This is a genomic window from Rhizobium herbae (genome assembly GCF_019511375.1).
Lineage (GTDB): Bacteria > Pseudomonadota > Alphaproteobacteria > Rhizobiales > Rhizobiaceae > Pararhizobium > Pararhizobium herbae_A.
The window spans coordinates 946,352-965,867 of the sequence record NZ_JAEUAO010000001.1; the positions used below are offsets into that span (position 1 = coordinate 946,352).

General features: G+C 61.7%; 18 protein-coding genes and 1 riboswitch. Of the genes, 7 read left to right on the top strand and 11 right to left on the bottom strand.

What is annotated here, in order from left to right; all coding sequences use genetic code 11:
• The first annotated feature begins 61 nt into the window (after nucleotides 1–61).
• Nucleotides 62–931 carry a LysR family transcriptional regulator gene (locus JNB71_RS04610; RefSeq protein ID WP_220370631.1) on the top strand — a complete coding sequence of 290 codons (870 nt, stop codon included), beginning with the start codon at nucleotides 62–64 and terminating at the stop codon, nucleotides 929–931.
• Between the two features lie 82 nt (nucleotides 932–1,013).
• On the opposite strand, the gene JNB71_RS04615 is transcribed toward JNB71_RS04610, so the two are convergent.
• On the bottom strand, nucleotides 1,014–2,780 hold the full coding sequence (locus JNB71_RS04615) for a bifunctional diguanylate cyclase/phosphodiesterase (RefSeq protein WP_220370632.1): 1,767 nt from the start codon (nucleotides 2,778–2,780) through the stop codon (nucleotides 1,014–1,016).
• 266 nt (nucleotides 2,781–3,046) lie between these two features.
• A riboswitch (cobalamin riboswitch) is annotated at nucleotides 3,047–3,310 on the top strand.
• Nucleotides 3,311–3,357: 47 nt separating this feature from the next.
• On the opposite strand from JNB71_RS04615, the gene JNB71_RS04620 reads away from it, so the two are divergent.
• Nucleotides 3,358–3,534, top strand: a complete 177-nt coding sequence (locus tag JNB71_RS04620) for a CbtB domain-containing protein (protein ID WP_018323793.1) — start codon at nucleotides 3,358–3,360, stop codon at nucleotides 3,532–3,534.
• Nucleotides 3,535–3,728: 194 nt separating this feature from the next.
• Nucleotides 3,729–4,493, top strand: coding sequence for a CbtA family protein (locus JNB71_RS04625; RefSeq protein ID WP_220370633.1), 765 nt, complete (start codon nucleotides 3,729–3,731; stop codon nucleotides 4,491–4,493).
• A gap of 18 nt (nucleotides 4,494–4,511) precedes the next feature.
• Here the strand turns inward: JNB71_RS04625 and JNB71_RS04630 are convergent, their stop codons facing one another.
• Both JNB71_RS04630 and JNB71_RS04635 read right to left on the bottom strand, forming a co-directional pair.
• Complete coding sequence (locus JNB71_RS04630) at nucleotides 4,512–5,348, bottom strand: (2Fe-2S)-binding protein (RefSeq protein ID WP_223215744.1); 837 nt, start codon at nucleotides 5,346–5,348, stop codon at nucleotides 4,512–4,514.
• A 38-nt stretch (nucleotides 5,349–5,386) separates the two neighbouring features.
• Nucleotides 5,387–6,676, bottom strand: coding sequence for a glucoamylase family protein (locus JNB71_RS04635; protein ID WP_220370634.1), 1,290 nt, complete (start codon nucleotides 6,674–6,676; stop codon nucleotides 5,387–5,389).
• A 159-nt stretch (nucleotides 6,677–6,835) separates the two neighbouring features.
• On the opposite strand from JNB71_RS04635, the gene JNB71_RS04640 reads away from it, so the two are divergent.
• Nucleotides 6,836–7,633, top strand: a complete 798-nt coding sequence (locus tag JNB71_RS04640; protein WP_220370635.1) for a DUF1194 domain-containing protein — start codon at nucleotides 6,836–6,838, stop codon at nucleotides 7,631–7,633.
• A gap of 34 nt (nucleotides 7,634–7,667) precedes the next feature.
• Here JNB71_RS04640 and JNB71_RS04645 read toward each other — a convergent pair whose 3' ends face one another.
• From JNB71_RS04645 to JNB71_RS04670, 6 genes are all read right to left on the bottom strand, one after another.
• Nucleotides 7,668–8,984, bottom strand: a complete 1,317-nt coding sequence (locus JNB71_RS04645; RefSeq protein WP_346657237.1) for a flavin monoamine oxidase family protein — start codon at nucleotides 8,982–8,984, stop codon at nucleotides 7,668–7,670.
• 129 nt (nucleotides 8,985–9,113) lie between these two features.
• Nucleotides 9,114–9,851 carry an aspartate/glutamate racemase family protein gene (locus JNB71_RS04650; protein WP_220370638.1) on the bottom strand — a complete coding sequence of 246 codons (738 nt, stop codon included), beginning with the start codon at nucleotides 9,849–9,851 and terminating at the stop codon, nucleotides 9,114–9,116.
• Between the two features lie 6 nt (nucleotides 9,852–9,857).
• Nucleotides 9,858–10,679 (bottom strand): ABC transporter permease, encoded by an 822-nt coding sequence (locus JNB71_RS04655; protein WP_220370640.1) that lies wholly within the window; start codon nucleotides 10,677–10,679, stop codon nucleotides 9,858–9,860.
• Between the two features lie 3 nt (nucleotides 10,680–10,682).
• Entirely contained in the window at nucleotides 10,683–11,561 is an 879-nt protein-coding gene (locus JNB71_RS04660) for an ABC transporter permease (RefSeq protein WP_220371147.1), read from the bottom strand.
• A 294-nt stretch (nucleotides 11,562–11,855) separates the two neighbouring features.
• The gene (locus JNB71_RS04665; RefSeq protein ID WP_220370641.1) at nucleotides 11,856–13,145 is read right to left on the bottom strand and encodes an ABC transporter substrate-binding protein; all 1,290 of its coding nucleotides are present in this window, start codon (nucleotides 13,143–13,145) and stop codon (nucleotides 11,856–11,858) included.
• 32 nt (nucleotides 13,146–13,177) lie between these two features.
• Nucleotides 13,178–14,266 (bottom strand): ABC transporter ATP-binding protein, encoded by a 1,089-nt coding sequence (locus JNB71_RS04670; RefSeq protein ID WP_220370642.1) that lies wholly within the window; start codon nucleotides 14,264–14,266, stop codon nucleotides 13,178–13,180.
• Nucleotides 14,267–14,534: 268 nt separating this feature from the next.
• Here JNB71_RS04670 and JNB71_RS04675 point away from each other — a divergent pair, with 268 nt between their 5' ends.
• The 3 genes from JNB71_RS04675 to JNB71_RS04685 all read left to right on the top strand — a co-directional run bounded on the left by JNB71_RS04675 (nucleotide 14,535) and on the right by JNB71_RS04685 (nucleotide 16,457).
• The gene (locus tag JNB71_RS04675; protein WP_220370643.1) at nucleotides 14,535–15,239 is read left to right on the top strand and encodes a GntR family transcriptional regulator; all 705 of its coding nucleotides are present in this window, start codon (nucleotides 14,535–14,537) and stop codon (nucleotides 15,237–15,239) included.
• Between the two features lie 119 nt (nucleotides 15,240–15,358).
• On the top strand, nucleotides 15,359–15,595 hold the full coding sequence (locus tag JNB71_RS04680; protein WP_223215745.1) for a DUF982 domain-containing protein: 237 nt from the start codon (nucleotides 15,359–15,361) through the stop codon (nucleotides 15,593–15,595).
• A gap of 205 nt (nucleotides 15,596–15,800) precedes the next feature.
• Complete coding sequence (locus tag JNB71_RS04685) at nucleotides 15,801–16,457, top strand: sulfite oxidase-like oxidoreductase (RefSeq protein WP_220370645.1); 657 nt, start codon at nucleotides 15,801–15,803, stop codon at nucleotides 16,455–16,457.
• A gap of 3 nt (nucleotides 16,458–16,460) precedes the next feature.
• On the opposite strand, the gene JNB71_RS04690 is transcribed toward JNB71_RS04685, so the two are convergent.
• The gene (locus JNB71_RS04690; protein ID WP_220370646.1) at nucleotides 16,461–18,446 is read right to left on the bottom strand and encodes an adenylate/guanylate cyclase domain-containing protein; all 1,986 of its coding nucleotides are present in this window, start codon (nucleotides 18,444–18,446) and stop codon (nucleotides 16,461–16,463) included.
• Between the two features lie 101 nt (nucleotides 18,447–18,547).
• Nucleotides 18,548–19,492, bottom strand: a complete 945-nt coding sequence (gene pcaQ / locus JNB71_RS04695; RefSeq protein ID WP_220370647.1) for a pca operon transcription factor PcaQ — start codon at nucleotides 19,490–19,492, stop codon at nucleotides 18,548–18,550.
• Between the last annotated feature and the right edge of the window lie 24 nt (nucleotides 19,493–19,516).

A 19,516-nucleotide genomic window follows, 5' to 3' on the forward strand; every position in this document is an offset into this window, starting at 1 on the left:
TCGCTTTATTGATCGAAAAATTCGATTAGATTGATTCCTGTGCCAAAAGGAAGATGCCGGAATGCAGATCGACCTCATCGAAACCTTCCTCGACCTGATGGAAACGCGCAGCTTCAATCGCACGGCGGAGCGGATGAACATCACGCAATCGACCGTCTCACACCGCGTCAAGGCGCTGGAGGCGCAGTTTAACCGCAAGCTCTTCACCCGCAACAAGGGCGGCACGACGCCAACGCCCTCCGGCCTGCGCTTCCTCGACCACGCGAAAGCCCTGCAGCACCAATGGCACGAGGCGACCCGGGCGGTGGAGAGTGCCGGAGCCTATGAGCGCTCCATGCGTCTCGGCATCCAGCATGATCTCGCCGAAGTCTTTGCCGGCCGCTGGCTTTCCGCGGTGCGCGCCGACCTGCCGGCAACTTCGATCTACATGGAAGCGGATTATTCCAACCAGATGAACCGCGATCTGGCGGCCGGCGATCTCGATCTCGCCATCCTCTATACCCCACACTACCTGCCCGACCTGCACTACGAACGCATCGGCGAAATGGTCTACAGACTGGTCAGCACCACGGCGCGGACAGTCGGTGAACTGCAGCCCGAGACCTATATCCAGGCCGTCTATTCGCCCGCCTTCGACCGGGCGCACAGGCTGGCATTGCCGCATCTGTCAGCGGCGCCGCTGGCTTCGGGACAGAACATAGCCGTTATCGATCTGCTGAAGACGCTGGGAGGCGCCGCCTACGTCATGAGCAGCACCGCGTCTGAACTTGCCAGGCAAGGCACTGCTTTTCCGATAGAGGATGCGCCGCCCATTCCACAGGCCGTCTATGCCGCAACGAGCATCCGCACACGACACGCGCACCAGCACAGACGCATCATCGGTGTCATGCAGGATCTGCTGGCTTCCTGCAGCGCCGCGCGGCCGCTTTAGCAACTCGAAACTGCCGCGCAATTTCCTCCTTGGATCGATTCCTTCAAGGAATTATGCAGTAGGCGCACCCTGCAGAAATCCATCAAGGCTGGACGGCAAGTTCGGCGTTCTGCGTTTTTAGCAACTGGGCCAGCATATCGGGACCGGAGACCGGATAGGCAATCGCGTAACCCTGCAGAACATCGCAGCCGAGCCGCGTCGAAAGCTTGGCGTGTTCCTGCGTCTCGACCCCTTCGGCGACCACTTCGATGTCGAGCGCCTTTGCAATGTCGACGATCGAGCGCAACAGCCGCTTCTGTTCGCGCGAGGTGGTGATCGGAAAGACCAGCCGCCGGTCGATTTTCAGCCGCCGCGGCCTCACCTTCGTCAGCCCGATGATCGAGGCGTGTCCGGAACCGAAGTCATCGATCTCGACGTCTATGCCCATCTGCTTGAGCGCAGCAACATTCGAAAGCACGCCTTCCTCGCTCTCGTCTAGAAAGATCGTCTCCAGCAATTCGAAGGACAGTGTATCCGGCTCGACATCCATCTGCTGAAGCTCGCCGATCAACAGCGGATCGGATAACCGCGCCGCCGAAACATTCACCGCTATCCGCGGAACGCGCACGCCCTGACGCATCCAGGCTCGTCGGTCCTTCAACGCCGCCTTGAGAATTGCGGCATCAAGGTCGTCCAGCATGCCAAGGCCTCCCGCGACAGAGATGAATTCTCCCGGCAACAGCAGCCCGCGTTTCGGGTGGCGCCACCGCGCCAAGGCCTCCAGGCCGACGATTCGGCGGGTGCGCGCATCGACCTGCGCCTGGTAGAAGGGAACAAACTCTCCCTTCTCCAGTCCGCGCGCAAATTGCTTGGCGACGCGACGCTCGTTGTTGAGCTGCGCCTTGAGCTGTGCCGAGAAAAGCTCCACCCTGCCCCGACCCAGTTTCTTGGCGCGGTGCAAGGCAATATCGGCCTCGGTGAGCAGGCTGGCGACATGCTTGCCGCTGGCGCAAGCCAGTCCGATGGATGCACCTGCGCGCAACACTTCGTCATTGTGCCATATCGATTGCTTCAGTTGCTGGGCGAGCCGCTCGGCAACGGTCTTCAAATCCTCGATGGAGTTGAAATTGGCGATCAGCGCCGCAAATTCGTCGCCGCCGATGCGCGCCACGAAGGCGTTGCTCGGCAATGCGGCGACAATCCGGCTGGCGGCCGATTTCAGCACATCATCGCCTACCGAATGCCCCGCCGTGTCGTTGATCTGCTTGAACCGGTCGAGACCGATATGAAGGATAGCGAGCTTTTCCAGCGCGGCATCCTCCGCAAGTTCCGCCAAACGACGATCGAAGAAGCTGCGGTTCGGCAGCCCGGTCAGGTAGTCGTGTTCGGCCGCGTATTCGATCCGCCGGGCGCTCGCTTCGAGAGCAACGGCGCGTTTCTCGGCAATCGCCTTTTGCCGCTGCAGCTCCCGATTGAGCAGGACATCCGCGGTCACGTCCCACTCCACTCCGATGAAGGTGATATTTCCGTCCTGCTCGAAGCAATGCGCCCTGGAGCGCAGATGGCGAATTTTACCGTCCGGCAGAACAATGCGATACTCGGACGCGTAGGCACCTTTGCCCTTGAGGGCGAAGTTGAAATCCGCCTCGGCCTGCTCCCGGTCATCCGGATGGACCGCGTTGGCCCACAATGCCGCCTTGACGCGCTTGCTCGTCTTGCCGGTTCCATAGAGCCGGTGCATCTGCCTGTCCCAGACGACTTCATCCTTCTGCGTATCGTGTTCCCATACGCCGATCCGGGAGGCGTCAAGCGCGAGCTCCAGCCTCCGAAGAATATTCTGGAATTCCTGTTCGGACCTCGCCGTCTTCATTGGTTTCTCTGTGAATGATTCTTTGCATAAGACGTGCGCGGCATTCTGCCGCAAGGTCCCTAAAGAAATATTGTCACACAATAATGCGAAATGTAATCCGCAATACAATCAACCATTCAGTGTTATCTGACAACAGATAGTCGTAGTCCGTGCAATTTTCGCTTAACCTGCAAAGATACATGTGCAAGCGGAACACTCTGCAACCGTGACGACAAAGCGGCATCGCAGGTCGCATCGTCGAATTGACATCGACCGAGCGACGTCATAATCATCGTCTGTCAATTGGTTCCCTTGGAAGCGAACGCTTCCGGGGAGTAAATGGGAACGTGACGGATGGACCCACACTGGGCATTTCAATCACGGCCGACCCCGCGACTGTAGAGCGGTCAGAGTTTGTCATGCCGGTCGATCCGGCAAAAGCCACTGCGGCGGCGGGTCTTGGCCCGCACCTTGGGAAGGCGAGACAGCCTCACTGGTGCCGAGCACCTGACGCCGCGAGCCAGGAAACCTGCCGGTTGATGAAGGGCATGGTGCCCAATTGGTGGGACGTTTCCCACACGCCATCACGGAGGTTGTCATGGCTACGACTACAGTTTCGAGCGTTTCGCTCTCCCTCAACGACCGCATCACTGCCGGTATCCTCGCCCTTCTGATCGGCAGTTTCCTGGTTTTCGGCGCGGGTCTCGCGAATTCTGCCGTGCTGCATGATACCGCGCACGACGTTCGCCACTCCTACGGCTTCCCCTGCCATTGATCAGCTGGTGTGGGAAGCCCTGCGCTTTTCACCTTCACGCTGACAACGGATCGCTGGTTTCCGTGGAAACCATGCATTGACGATAAATGCGCCCGTGCTGCGGCACCGGGCGGCATTTGCCGTGGGTATTTCAAACACAGCAAGCCGGAGAGCGTTGACCAGCATCCGCTCGGCTTGAACCTGGGGGTATCAAAATGATTGTCAAAACGCTTCTGGCCGCCTTGGTGGCCGGACTGATTGCGGGTGTCTTCACGACCGTGGCGCAGTCTGCGCGGGTCGTACCGATCATCCTTCATGCCGAAGAATATGAGGCCAAGGAGCCCGCGACGGAACAGCCCGCCGCCACCGAGGGGCAACAGCACTCGTCGCTCGAGTCAACGATTGGCGATATACTTGCGGCGTTTTCGCCGATCACTCCGGCCTACGCCCATGAGGGTGAGCATGAAGACGAAGGCGGCATCATGTTCGGCATGAGCCGGTTTTCAGGCACCCTGCTTGCCAACCTCGTAACCGGCACAGGGTTCAGCCTGCTCTTGACCGGCATCAGCTTGCTGATCGGCTATCCCATCACGCTACGCAACGGCGTCCTCTGGGGCGCTTGCGGCTGGCTGGCCGTCCACATGCTGCCCGCCATCGGCCTGCCGCCGGAATTGCCCGGCTTCCCGGCCGCCGACCTGCATGAGCGGCAGTTATGGTGGGTGGCGACAGTCCTGCTCTCCGGAGCTGGCCTGTATCTGCTTGTGCTGCGCCCCGAAATCCTTGCGAAAATCGCCGGCCTTGCCGTGCTGGCCGCGCCGCATATCTATGGCGCGCCGCAGCCTTCGGATATTTCGAGCCCGGTGCCGGCCGTTCTCGGCGCCGAGTTCGCGGTGGCCGCGCTGGCAACCGCGCTCGCCTCGTGGATCGTGCTCGGCCTCGTCTCGGGTTATATCAACGACCGCTTCGTGAAATCGGCATAACGAGCCGGCTTGCGGATCTCAGCCGCCTGCGCCTTCGAGATGGGCGCGCAGGCGGCTTTCTTGCGTCTCCTCGTCGAGAAGGACGCAGACATCGCAGAAGGTTCCGCCATCCGTCCGGTAATACAGGCAGCAACCGCTTCGCAGGCGAAAGACGCGCTCCACCGGCAGGCCATCCACGATTGCGGCGATCTTTTGATAACGCAGGGCACCCGACTTCAGCGGCGAACCTTGCGTGTTGACGATCGCAAGTGCCCCGGCCATCGCCTGCTCCTCCTGCGCCGACGCCGCGCCTATTTCGAGAAACGCACCCGCAATGCCGTCGGCAGCCAGCCGCCATTGCGCAACCGATGACAGACCGGTGCGTGCCTTCACTGCTTCGATGACCGGCGCAAGGCTGGCGATGAAGCCGTCATGGAACAGGGCCGCATTGTCCGGGCCTTCGCGAAAATCGCGGAAGCGAAAATGAAGGCGGCGCAAATCGGACGGGAAGACTTCCGCCCCGTTTTTGCGGGAATATGGTTCAAAGCGAATGGCAAGGCTGCTCGGATCGAGATCGGGGACGAGACCACTTCTCAGGAAAATGCCGCCGGCTGCGAGGCTGAGATGATGACTGTAGAAGGCGATCAGATGAGCGCCTTTTGTGCGGTCATCCATTCCGGCGCCGAACCGGACCTGATAGTCCAGAAGTTCGTCGATCTCGCGACACGCGGCGGCCACCGGCGAAAAATCCGTTTCGTCGCCGTCAACAGAGGCTCCCACCTGCGCAAACCGCTGCGCAAGCCAGGCCAGGGCCGCTTGCCCATCCTTCATCAGGGGGGAGGCCGGCCAATCGCCGGTATTCTCGTTCTCGTCCAAGGAGTGCCGCCCGTTTCTATGCCGGCCACCGGAGTATCTTAAAGCCAGCCGCCGGAAAAGCCGGCTCTTTTCAAGCCGCGCCGGATGACCGGCGATTCCCGCATCAGGTTCCAGAGGAGACCGGTGCGATGATTTTCAATCATCATCAACAGCAGACCCTGGTCAAGGCCGACGCTACGGCTGTTGAGCCAGCCTTCGGCGGTCTTGCCGGGAACGCTTGGATTGAAACTGCCCAGAAACCGTCCATCGCGGATCACCCCGGGATAGGCCGAGACGATGTGGCGCGTCGCCGAAATTGCGGCCTTCGGCTCAAACGGCAGACAGGCGAGCGGTGCCCATGGCGCAATCGTGCCGTCGTCCGGTCCGAGCGGCGCGCCGCGCGCTGCATAACCGGAAAACCGTTGATGGCGGCCATCCTTCAGGCGGCGCGGCCTCAAGGGTCCGTCGCAGGACGTCAGCCCCCACATATCAGCACCGTAGCCGGCAAAACCACCGGGATTGCTGATCGCATAGTCGCGCTGCACGGCAATCGCCCGGCGGGTGTTCTCAAAATAGTCTGTGTCCTTTGCCGCAACGGCCGCATCGCGAATGCCACGGAAATCGATAAAGGCATGCGAAAACAGGTGAATGAACAATGGCCCGGCATAGAGCAACGGTTTCTCCTCCACCGTCATCCAGTCAAATTTTTCGGCGAAGGCATCGTAACTCTCCCTGCCGATCGGGTAAGACGGAGAAGCAAGCGCCAGAACATAGAGGATGATCGCTTCGCTGTAGGATTCCCAGCGATAGGACAGAAAGCCGCTGCGCGGCTTCCACCCGAGCCAGAACGCCCCTTTGCCGTCGAGAGCCCAGGCCCAGTTGGCGCGCGCATAGAGCATGGCCGCGCACGACCGGATCTCTGCCTCGACCTCGTTTTCCTGGTTGAAATAGGCGGCCGCCGTCAACACGCCGGCGATAAGAAGCGCGCTGTCGATCAGCGACAGTTCGCTGCGCCATGTCCGCTGACCGGTTCGCATGTCGAGAAAGTGGTAGTAGAGGCCCTTGTATCCCGTCGCATTCTTGTCGCGGCCCTGCCGGCTTTCGGCGAAGAAACGCAGCGTCACCAACGTCTTGGCCGCGGCATCACCCCGGTCTATCCAGCCTCTCTCCACGCCCACCGGATAAGCGGAAAGGCCAAAACCCGTCGCCGCGATGCTGGACGGGACGCCGGGGAGAGACGTGTCGGCGATAAGCCCATTGTCCGGATTGGCATATTCAAGGAAGTAACCGAACGCCGCTTGCTGCAACCGGTCGAGAAGGACCGCGTCCGTATCGTTTTTCAAAAGCATTTCGTCCAGGACTCCAATCAACCGCAAGTTTCACCACAAGGCCGCCGCTTGGGCAAATCACCGATTGTTGAACTCGCCAATGTGCGAAAGGATCGCCTAACGCACGGCCTGTGGTACACTTTTTGCTCTTGCGACCGGCAGCAGTGATTGGATGACATGATGTTCACAACACTCGCGATGCTTCTCAGTCTCACAGGCTCAGCCGCCGTCACTCCGGCCGCCAGCAATAACCAGGTCGATGTCGCGCTCGTCCTCGCCGTCGACATGTCCGGTTCCATGGATATTGAGGAAGCGCGCGTGCAGCGCATGGGATATGTGGAAGCGCTGCGCCATGCGGAATTCATCAATGCTGTAACCGCCGGCCTCAATGGCCGCATCGCCATGAGCTATTTCGAGTGGGCCGGCAGCGTCAACCAAACGTCGCTGGTCGAATGGCAGTTGATCGATGACGCCGAGGACGCCGCAGCGTTCGCCGATCGGATCGCCGCCCGGCCGGTTTACACGCGACGCGGCACATCGATTTCCAACGCGATCGCGTTTGCCTCGAAACTCATCGCCACCAACCCCTATGATGCCACGCGTCGGGTGATCGACGTGTCCGGTGACGGCCCGAACAATCTCGGCCCGCCGGTCGACCCGGCCCGCGATGCCGCGGTCGCGAGCGGCACCGTCATCAATGGTCTTGCCATCATCATCCGCCCGTCCGGCAGCGCCGGCTCGCTGGACCGGTATTATGCGGACTGCGTCATCGGTGGCCCAGGTTCCTTCGTGCTGCCCGTTCGCCGATCGGAGGATTTCGCCGTGGCGATCCGGCAAAAACTGGTGATGGAGGTGAGCCACCGGCAACCGGTGGAACAGGTGGTTCCGGTCCAGCTCGGCCCCTCCACCGATTGCCTGATCGGCGAGAAACTGCGCCCCCGCCTCCTTGATCGTGTCTATCCCGAACTGGACCGGTAGGCAGTTCCAGGTCGGATCGTCGCACCGGTCCGGATCATGACCCCAATGGACCGGTGGGGCCTCCCGTTTGGACTTGTGATTTCAATGCCGCCATCGCGCGCAATGCCGCCTCGCGACCGGCAACAATCGCACCTTCGATGTAGGCCGGGAAGGACGAGGCCAGTTCCGAGGCGGCAAAATGGACGGGGGGTGCACCGGCCCGGATAACCGTTTCGGCGGTGTAGGCTGACAGATCGGTGATGACATCGCTATAGCCGCCGCCGCTCCAGCGATCATCGACCCAGTCGCGCATCCGCAAATCCGTATAGTCTGCGGCCTCGCGGCCCAGCGCCACGACCAGCCGGCGGATGATTTCGGACTGGATGAACGAAGCCCCCTTGCCGCTCCATTGCGCAGCCAGTGGTCCTCCGACGAACACGACGAGCGCCGCCGCGCGAACGCTGCTGACGTCGCAGGCGAAAAGACCAAGGACATCGCGCCACATCACCATGCCGCTCAACCCACGATCGCGCCAGAAAGGCCGTTCGTATCGCACGAACATCTTGATGACAGTGCCGCTTTTCCAGGCACCTAGCGCATCTGCCAGCGGCTGCGGCAGAGCTGGCTCGTGCGCGATCCGCGAAGCCATCACCGGCGGCGCGGCAACGATGATCTGCCGGGCCTTGAGCAGGCCACGATTGCCGGTGGTGACAGTTACCGATCGATCCCTTCTCGCGATATGCGTGACGTCCGTGTCAAGCTGCAAGCGGGGACCAAGCGTCGCCGCCAGGGCCTCGGCAACGGCATGTATCGTCCCTTCGACGAAATATTGCAGCTCGTTGCCATTGCTGGTGGTGCGCCGATCATTGTCGATCAGGTACCAGAGGGGAATTTCGCCGATCGGGCGGCACCAGAGCCCCTCGACCATCGCCTGATATCCTGCCTTCACATCCGGCGGATCGCTCTGCCGGGCAAGCCACGCCTGCACCGTCAGGCCGGCGATAACCGGGTCGTGCGGGTCGATCCTGTTTGCCCGCGCCCGGATACGGCTCGATTCCGCAAAAGTGAAACCGGTTTCCGTGGATTGGGAATCCCGCTGTATCAGGAAGGCGCCCTCCATGGGCGTCTCGGCAAGCATTTTGCCAAATCGGCGCGTCAGGGCCATGATTTCCGGCATCTCGTCGCAGATGAACTGGCCGCCCGTGTCGACCCGCACACCATCCGAAAAAGCCGCCGACTCCACGCGGCCCCCGACACGATCCCTCGCTTCGAGGACGATGACATCGAGCCCAGCGGCAACGAGCGCGTCCGCGGCCGAAAGGCCGGCAAAGCCGGCCCCGACGACGATCACATCTGTATCGAATTCACTCACCAATGGGCTCGCCGGTCGCGTTCAGGTTCTGGACTTGTCGCCTTCCGCTGCCTCAGGCGCAGCCGCGGCGCCTCAAACGGGGACGTTTACCCGCTCTATCACTTCCTGACCTCTCGCTCAAAGGGAAGATCAGACCGCGCCTGGTGCAAACGCCCCCATCGCCCCCGCATACACCTTGGCAAGCGGCGTCGCATAGGACCCGCGCTTGCTCGTCGTCAGCCGCTGCGCAATCAGCGCCTCAGCCTGCTTGACCGCCGCCGAAACCCCGTCGATGACGGGCACCCGGTATTCCTCCTGCAGGCTGTAGGCGAGATCGGCCATGCCGGCACAGCCAAGCACGATGGCTTCGGCGCCGTCTTCGACAAGTGCCATTTCGATCTGGCGACGCAGCTTGCCGAGCGCACCGGACGCCGGATCCTCCAGTTCCAGCACCGGAATGTCCGCCGCACGGACCTTCGCCCGACCGCCGAAGCCATAGTGGCGTGAAAGGTTCTCGAGCAGCACGCGCGAGCGCTCCAGCGTCGTGACGACGGTAAAACGCGGGGCGAGAAACCCCGCTGTCACCAGCGCGGATTCGCAGAGCCCCAGCACGGGAAAGCCGGCCAGGGAGCGGGCGGCATCAAGTCCGGTATCATCGAAGCAGGCAATCACCGCCGCCTGCACGCCGGTGGCATCGGCTTTTTTTATCTCGGCCAGCAAGCCCGGCAAGGCGAGCGCGCCATCGTAGTGGCCTTCGATGGAGACAGGGCCCATCTGCGAGGTTGCCGCGATGATTTCGGTCCCGGGGCCGGCGACGGCGCGGGCGGCTTCAGCCGCCTTTTCCGTCATGGAGGGGGTGGTGTTCGGGTTGACGACAAGAATGCGCATGCGGGATCAGACCAGTTTCGCTTGCCTGCGGCGCATCACCAGGATGATCGCGAGCGCCAGGAGGATGATTGTGAAGGAAAAGAGCGTCGTGACCGTGCCGAGCGCATAGAGCACCGGCGTCGTCACGTTGGTCGTCATGCCGTAGATTTCAAGCGGCAGCGTATTGTAGGTGCCGGCTGTCATCAGCGTGCGGGCGAATTCATCGTAGGAGAGCGTGAAGCCGAACAGCCCCACGCCGATCAGGCTCGGCGCGATCATCGGCAAAAGCACATGCCGGAACGTCTGCCAGGATGTCGCCCCGAGATCGCGGGCGGCTTCCTCGTAGGACGGCGAAAAACGGTTGAACACGGCAAACATGATCAGCACGCCGAAGGGCAGCGTCCAGGTGAGGTGCGCGCCGAAAGCCGACGAATACCAGGCCGGCTTGAGGCCGAGCTGCTGGAAAACGACGCCGATGCCGAGCGAGATGATGATCGACGGCACGACAAGGCTTGCGACCGTCAGGTAGAACAGCACCGTCGAGCCCTTGAACTTGCGGCGGAAGGCCAGACCGGCGAGCAGAGAAACGAGCACGTTGACCACCATGACCATCAGCCCGAGCGAGAAGGACCGCTTGAAGGATGCCCCGAAATCGCCGACCGCCTGCTGTTCGAAAAGGTTGTAGAACCAGTGCACCGAAACACCGTTGAGCGGAAAGGTGAGCCCGCCGTCCGGCCCCTGGAAGGACAGGATCAGAACGGCCGAAAGCGGTCCATAGAGGAAAAGCACGAATCCGGCGAAAAAGACCGCCAGCACGTAGAATTCCAGCGTGCGCTTTTCATGGGACATGGCTCAAAGCTCCTTGCGGATATCGACGACGCGCAGGATGGCGGCGACCATCAGAAGCACGACGATCAGCAGCACCACGGCGTTGGCGGCGGCGGCCGGATACTGCAGCAGCGACATCTGGTTCTTCATCATCAGAGCCACGGACGCGCTCTGCCCGCCCGACATCACCTGCACCGTCGAGAAATCCGCCATGACCAGCGTCACGACAAAGATCGAGCCGATCGCGATGCCGGGTTTTGCCAGCGGCAGGATGACGTTCCAGAGAATCTGCCGGCCGTTCGCTCCCGCGTCCCGCGCCGCCTCGATCAGCGACTTGTCGATGCGCATCAGCGTGTTGAAGATCGGCGTCACCATGAACAGCGTGTTGAGATGCACCATGGCGAGCACCACGGCGAAATCGGAATAGAGCAGCCATTCGATCGGTGCTGGAATGAGGCCCATCTCGATCAGCGTCGAATTGACGAGGCCGTTGCGACCGAGCACCGGGATCCAGGAGATCATCCGGATGATGTTGGAGGTGAGGAACGGCACGGTGCAGACGAGGAACAGCACCATCTGCATCGTCGTCGTGCGGATGTGGAAGGCGAGGAAATAGGCCACCCAGAAACCGATCAGCAGCGTCAGTCCCCAGACCAGCGCCGTGTATTTCAGCGTGTTCAGGTAGGTTTTCCAGGTGACCCAGGAACCGAGCGTATCGGTGTAGTTCATCGTCAGGAAATCCGGATAGAGCCCGGCGAAGTCGTAATCCCAGAAGCTGACGACGGCGATCATCAGGATCGGCAGCAGGAAGAAGAAGCCGAGGATCAGCGCCAGCGGAGCTGCCTGCAGATAGGAGGCAACAGCGGCCGCGATCTTTCCGATGCTTGCGCGGGGCGCCGACATGTCAGGCGCCTCGATCTGTGCTTCTTCTTCGGTGATGGATGCTGTCACGTGGCGGGTCTCCGTCCGAATATTGGTCGTGGATGCAGGGAAAACCCGTCATCCGCCTTGTCGGGGCACCTCCTCCCCCTCTGGGGGAGAAGGACGTTGCGGCTTGCTCCCTCTTCGCTCCGGCGGGGAGACGTGCCGAGCGAAGCGAGGCGATGAGGGGGCGGTGTGGCAGTCTGTGGAGCAAGCGGCTCCCCCTCATCCGGCCCTTCGGGCCACCTTCTCCCCGATGGGGAGAAGGTCAATTCATCAGGCAGCGATGAACTCGTTCCAGCGCTTGACCATGTAGCGGTCCTCGTCCATCACCGAATTCCAGCACGCGACCTTGCCCATGCGTTCCACGAACGAGCCGCCATCGCGCACTGCGCCTGCCTTCTCCATGACCTTGCCTTCCGGCGAGAGGATATCGCCCTGAGCCGGCTTGCCCTCGATCCAGTAGCCCCACTCGTCGGCCGACATGAATTCCTTGGCGGTGTCCATGGCGGCGGAATAGTAGCCCTGCCGGTTGAGGTAGCCGCCGACCCAGCCGGACGTGTACCAGTTGATATATTCATAGGCAGCGTCGAGCTGTGCACCGCTGAGGTGCGCGGCAAGACCGAGACCGCCGCCCCACGAACGGTAGCCTTCCTTGAGCGGCTGATACTTGCAGGCGATGCCCTTCGAGCGGACGGCAGCGACGGCCGGCGACCACATCGACTGGATCACGACTTCGCCCGAAGCCATCAGGTTGACCGACTCGTCGAACGACTTCCAGAAAGCGCGGAACTGGCCGTCCTGCTTGGCCTTGATCAGGAAGTCGATCGTCGCGTCGATCTCTTCCTTGGTCATGTTGCCCTTGTCGGCATATTTGATGTTGCCCATGGCTTCCATAATCATCGCGGCATCCATGATGCCGATCGACGGGATGTTGAGGATCGACGTCTTGCCCTTGAAGGCCGGGTCCATAATGTCGGCCCAGGTGGTGATTTCGCGACCGACAAGATCCGGACGGATGCCGAGCGTATCGGCATTGTAGATGGTCGGAACCATGGTGAACCACTGCGTCTCACCTTTGGCGAAGGTCTTTTCGCCCGGCGCTTCGACGAAACCGACAGTGTGCGGTGCCGTACCCTGAGCGATCACGCTGTCGGGCGTGAGCTTGCCGGTTTTGAACAGCGGCACGATCTTGTCGTAGTATTTCAGCTTCTTGATATCCATCGGCTGGATGACGCCGGCCGGAAACACCTTCTTGAGGATCCAGTATTCGATATCGGCGATGTCGTAGCTGTCCGGCTGCGTCACGGCGCGCTGGGCGGCGGCGTCGGAATCGGTCGCCGTCATCTCCAGCGTGATGCCGAGGTCGGCCTTGCACTTCTCGGCGATCGCGTTGATGTTGGAGACGCCGGTGCCGAACTGGCGCAGCGTGATCGGGTTCTGCGCCCAGATGGTCGGGAAGCCGCTGATCAGGCCGGAGCCGATCACGGCGCCGGTTGCCGCGGCACCGGTCTTCAACAGGCCGCGTCTTGAAATTCCCTTGGGAGTCTTGTTTTCAGTCGTCATTTCAGTTCCCTCTTTTTGATGTTGATAAAGGATCAGGCAGCCACGCGGCCAAGAAGCACCGCATCCTCGAGGCCCCAGCTCAGCGGCACGGCATCGCCGACCGCCACCGGTGTCTTGAAATAGTCGGCATCAGTGGCGATGACGGTGAAATCGTCGCTGCCGGCGCCGAGAACGGTGATCTTCACGGATGCCCCGCGATATTCGACATTCGACACCACCCCGTGGAACCCGAGTGTCTTTTCGGATGGCGCAGCGAGCCGGACCCGGTCCGTGCGAACGCCGATGTCGATGGGCGATCCGGCTGCCTGGGCTGGACCCGCGACGGTGAATTTCTGTCCCTCGGCCACTTCCAGCGTCACCTTGCCGTCGCCGCTCTCGACGACCCGTCCGGTCAGAACGTTGTGATCACCCATGAAGCGGGCTACGAAGGCGGTTGCCGGGCGCTCAAACACGTCCCGCGGTGAAGCCGCCTGCTCGATACGCCCATCATTCATGATGACGATGATATCGGCGAGCGCCATCGCCTCTTCCTGGCTATGGGTGACGTGGACGAAGGTGATGCCGAGGCTTTTCTGCAGCTTCTTCAGCTCCGCCCGCATGCGGATCTTCAGGAATGGATCGAGCGCCGACAGCGGCTCGTCGAGAAGCAGGGCCTCCGGGTCGGTGATCAACGCGCGGGCAAGCGCCACGCGCTGCTGCTGGCCGCCCGATAGCTGCGCCGGACGCCGGTTGGCATAGGGCTCCATCTGCATCAGCTTGAGCATTTCCAGCGCCTTGGCGCGGCGTTCCTCTTTGTCGACACCCTTCATCTTCAGGCTGAAGGCAACATTGTCGACGAGATCGAGATGCGGAAACAGCGCATAGGACTGGAACATCATCGCCGTACCACGTTTCGCCGGCGGCAGATCGGTGACGACTGTGTTGCCGAGACGGATATCGCCCGCTGAGATGCTTTCGTGCCCGGCAATCATCCTGAGTGTCGATGTCTTGCCGCAACCGGAAGGCCCGAGGAAACAACAGTAGCTGCCGGAGGGTATTTTCAGGCTGATGGAATGCACGGCAGTCGTGCTGCCATAAATCTTGGAAACGGATACGATATCGATTTCAGCCGCTTTGGACATCCAGTCTCTCCTGTGACGCCGAAAGCAATGCATCTCGCGTGCCAAACCGGATCACGAAAATATAAATTATTGAAATATAACCATTATCGAGGAAATATCAGAAATGCCGCGAATTTTTGCACGTTAGGATTTGCTTAAAATATATGCGTTTGTCTGCAATACGCGCAAAAAATCGTATACAATTTGACCACTTCGTGGCGACAAAATCTCGATTCACTTTGTACAAAAACCACGGTAGTATGCAGTGCATAACCCGGAAATGAGTTTGATGAAAACCGCAGCAGTCCCCTCCGACGATCAGATCGATATCAGCACGCAATCCATCCGCGATACCATCCGCGATGCCATCGTCGATCGCCGGCTGGCGCCGGGTACCAAGCTGTCGGAGGCCGATGTCGGCGCGCTGTTCAACGTCAGCCGCACGCTCGTACGCGCCGCCCTGCAGGCGCTCGCCTATGAGGGCCTCGTCAATGTCGAGAAAAATCGCGGCGCCTTCGTTGCCTACCCCTCGCCCGAAGAAGCCAGGCAGATCTTTGCCACGCGTCGCCTGATCGAGCCGGGAATTCTGCGCGAAGCCGCAAAACACATGGGTCCCTCGCATCTCCAGCACCTGCGGCAGCTGCTGATGGAAGAAGGCCGGCTTATGGCAGAGCGGGGCCAGACGGCCCGCCGCGCCGAGATCAAGGCCTCCGGCGATTTCCACCTGATGCTCGCCTCGATGACCGGCAATGCCGTCATGCAGCGTTTCATGGATGAGCTTGTCGCCCGCTCCTCACTGGTCATCGCCCTCTACGGCCAGTCGGCCATTTCAAGCTGCGGCCATCAGGAACATGACGACATCGTCACCGCGATCGAGAATGGCGATCTCGACCGCGCCTGCCATCTGATGATCCACCACATCGACCATATCGAGGCCGACCTCGATATGCGCGAGAACAAGGGCAGCGACCTTCGCGAAGCATTCGGCCTCTGATTTCGCCGCTCAATCCTCAACCGCCACATAAGCATATGCCGAAATGAACATCCGGTCGGAACCTTCGCCGGGGCCGTGCGTTACCGTGCCGTCAATTTGCAAGCAGCATGAGGACGACCTTGAGCGACAAACCCTTCCCCACCCCCGTCAGAGTGATCGTCAAGAACCATCAGGAAAACATCATCACCAGCGCTTGGGACGCCGTCGAATTCCTTCGCCGCTGGCCGGCAAGGCGTGGCCTGACCTATCGTCGCGCCCTGCAGCATTGCCTCGATGCACTCGACGGCATCCGCAGCCCGAAGAAGGCGTGGAGTTCCTTCATCGCCGCGTTGCGGGAAGAAGGCATGCTCGCCTGATTCGGCAAACCGGCTCCAGGGCTCGACCAAGCGTTTCGCCCCCACAGGCCGCGCATTGGGGCGCGGCCTTCATCCGTTTTTAACGTTTGACTGGATCAGAGGCAGTCGGCAGAGACGCGAGCGCCCGCGCTTGACATCGCGGGCGATCCACCCTGTAATTTGACTGCCTTCTCCGCTGCCCGGCATATGCAACGAGTTACCCCTCATGAGCGACAATGTCCCGGAAACGAAACTCACCGCATCCAAACGGCGCTGGGCCGAGGAAGGCAAGTTCCTGACGGGGAAGATCACTCGCTCGGAAACCGACCGCCTGCCGCCTGGCCAGCATCTGGTCAAGAACTGGCCGGTTCTCGATCTCGGCCAGCAGCCGCGGATCCAGCCGGCCGAATGGGCGCTGCAGGTCATCGGCGCCGTCGAAAATCCGGCGCAGCTCGACTGGGAAGCTTTCCTTCGCCTGCCGCAAAGCAGCAAGCTCTCCGACATTCATTGCGTAACAACCTGGTCACGCTACGACAATCGCTGGCAGGGCGTCTCCACCCACGACCTGCTTGATCTGGTGGTGCCGAAACCTGAAGCGAAGTTCGTGATGCTGACAAGCTATGACGGCTATACCACCAATCTGCCGCTCGCCGATTTCGCCTCCGAGGACGGCATCCTGGCAACGCACTGGGAAGGCGAGCCGCTGACGCGCGATCACGGCGGCCCGGTGCGCCTTGTCATCCCGCACCTCTATTTCTGGAAGAGCGCCAAATGGCTGCGCCGCATCGATTTCCTGGCGGGCGACCAGGCCGGCTTCTGGGAAAGGAACGGCTATCACATGCTCGGCGATCCCTGGCGTGAGCAGCGCTATACGCACGACTGATCGCTACGCGTGGCGTACTGCCCGTGGTTCCGGGCCGTCGGCCTGGCAATCCCCGTCTTTCTTTTCACCGACAACTTCGTAGATATCCAGCGCGGTCATCCTGCCCTTGACCTGCGCCTCGCCGAGCGGCCGGAAAGCTATCGCGTCGCCGCATTGCGCCACCACGGCACTGCTTGCAAGGATCGTCGTGCCATAGAGCTTGTTCATGCCCTCAAGGCGCGAGGCGACATTCACCGTATCGCCCATGGCGGTATATTGCAGCCGTTGCCTTGCTCCGACGCTGCCGACGACCGCCGTGCCGGTATGGACGCCGAAGCGGGTCCGCAACTCCGGCAGGCCCCGCGCCTTCAGATCGGCATTGAACACCTTGAGCTTCCTCTCGACCGCCAGCGCGCAGCGGCAGGCATTCTCCGCATGACGCTCGTTGGCGACCGGCGCATTCCACATGGCAAAGACGGAATCCCCGAGAAACTGGATGATCTCGCCGCCATGGGCGCTGACGGTCTCGTTGAAGAGATCGAAATAATCCGACAGAAGGGCGAGGACCTCCTCCGGCGTACGCTGCTCGCTCAACGTCGTAAAATCGTAGATGTCGGTAAACCAGGCGGTCACTTCCTGCCGGCGCGCGCCCCTGCCCGCGAACTCGCCGGATTCGATGCCCTTGCGCACCAGTTCCTTCGGCACGTAGAGGGCGAAGGTGAAGATCGCGTCGCGCGCCCGGCTCATCGCACGCCCGAGCGTCGATATTTCGGCGATGTGCGACGAGACTTCGCCCGGTGCGGTAAAATCCAGGTCCTGCAGCCGGTTTGCATTGGCCGTCAGGTGGCTGAGCGACTGGGTGATCAGCCGGGCCAAGAACAGGGCGGTCATCAGCCCGAGCATGACAATGGCGGCTGCGATGGCGAGCCCCTGGTAGAGGCTGCGGCTGGCGGCCGCCGTCAGCTCGTCCAGCGGCGCCGCCACCACCGTGCGGTGCCCGGCAAGCAACAGAACGGACTTCACCGAGGTCGCCATGATAAGATAGGTGCGGCCGCCGATGTCGGCGACGCTCACCCCGCCGTCCTTCGGCAGATTGGCCCTGATCCCTGCGAGCAAAGGATCTGCGCCCCTCGAAACACTCGGTTCGCCCCTCTCTTTGGGCGCCGTCATGCGGGCCATCAGTCCGCGATCGGAGTGCATGATCGGCCGGCCGGCGGCGTCCATCACGACGGCGACGGTCCCAGGGGTCAGGCGCTCGCGCGCCATGAACTCGGTGATGGTGCCGAGATCGATATCCGCACCGATGACGATGCCGCGATTGCTGCGATGCGCCTGCGAGATGCTCATGCCGAGCGTACCCGTCGTCGCCATCATATAGGGGCCGATCGCCGCCGCCTTCGTGCCGTTGACCGCTGCCTGATACCAGGGCCGCACGCGCGGGTCGAAGTCGGTGGCGGGAAGCCGCCGCTCCAGCGTCCGACGGCCGTCCTTGTCGAGGAAGACAAGGCGGCTCTTGCGCACTTCCGCCGCCATCGGCTCGATGACGCGGATGGCGATGTCGGCGCCTGCCGGCGCGACAAGTGCCTTGCGCCATGCCTCGGTCTTCAGATCGACGGCCTGCATAAAGGCGCCATCCGGATAGCCGGCATAGATTCCATCGAGATCCGGCGACTGGGCGATGACTTCGCGCAGGAGCGTGATCTTGTCGTCCAAGCGTTCCGGCGGCGGCACGAGGAAGGAATTGGCAATCGACGCGGTGAACCCAACCAGCGCTGTCGTGCGCCCGGACAGTATCCCCATCCGGTCGACCAGCCGATCGGAAAAGGCGCGCATGTCGGCCTCGGCATTGACGAGGGCGGAATCGCGAGCCCGCCAGTAGCCGAAACCCACAAGCGTGCTCGATACGACGATCAGCAGGGCCGCCATTGCAAGGCCCAGCAGCGACCTCAGCGGTCTGGTCCACCCGGCCGCATTGCTCTTGGCGACAGGGCCAACCGATTGTTCCGACATGCCTCAAATCCAAAATGTACTGATACAATCGCCATTTGCAGCCGAAGGAACAATAGCAGGGGCTGATAAACTCGTACAGCGAGAGACGACCGCGCCTTGGCCTATTGCGGCCCGGCCTCCATTGCCTTGCCCGAGACTTCCGCAGCCGCCTCGCGGATCGTCTGCATCAGAATGGCAAGCGGCATGGAGGGAATGGCGTTGGCCCGCATAGTCAACCCGACCGGCCCCCTCGTCTCGCTGGTATCGATCGGCAGCGCCACCAGCATGCCGTCCTCGATATCGCCGGTGACGACGCCCGTCGAAATGATCCAGATCGCGTCGCTTGCCCGCACGAAGGCGCGGCCGAAGGAATCGGAGACGGTCTCGATCTGGTTCGGCAGGCTGGCGATGCCGTTGGCGATCAGGAACCGCTCGACGAATGGCCGGATGATCGATGCGCGTGTCGGCATCAGCACCGGATAGCTGCCAAGATCATCGAACACCGAGCGCTTTGCCGACAGCAGCGGATGCCCATTGCGCACCACGAGAACGACCTGCTCGGAATAGAGGTGCTCGAAGGAAAATCCCGTCATCTGCTCGGGTGCCGCCAGCCGCCCGACCACGAGGTCGAGATCGCCGATCCGCAACTGCTCCAGCAACACCGCATTCTCGCCGGTGACGATCTTGATGCGGCTGCCGGTCTCCTCGTTGAGGAAATGCGTCATCGCCCGCGGCATGATGCGGGTCGACACGGTCGGAAGGGCGCCCACGCGCACCGGAGGCCCCTCGCCGGCGCGCTCCTGCGACACCGAATCCAGCCCCTGCCGAATGGCCGTCAGAGCCGCGCCCGCGTGCCGCAGGAAGGCCTCGCCGTAGCGGGTGATCCTGATGCCCCGGCCGTCGCGCTCGAACACGGCGACACCCAGCACCTCTTCCAGTTCGCGGATCGTCTTCGTCACGGCCGGCTGGCTGACATGCAGAAGGCCCGCCGCCTTCATCACGCTCTTCTGGCGCGCAACCTCGACAAAGGTCTGCAAATGACGGAATTTCACACGGGCGTCGATCATGAAACTCATAACCCTGAAGTTAAT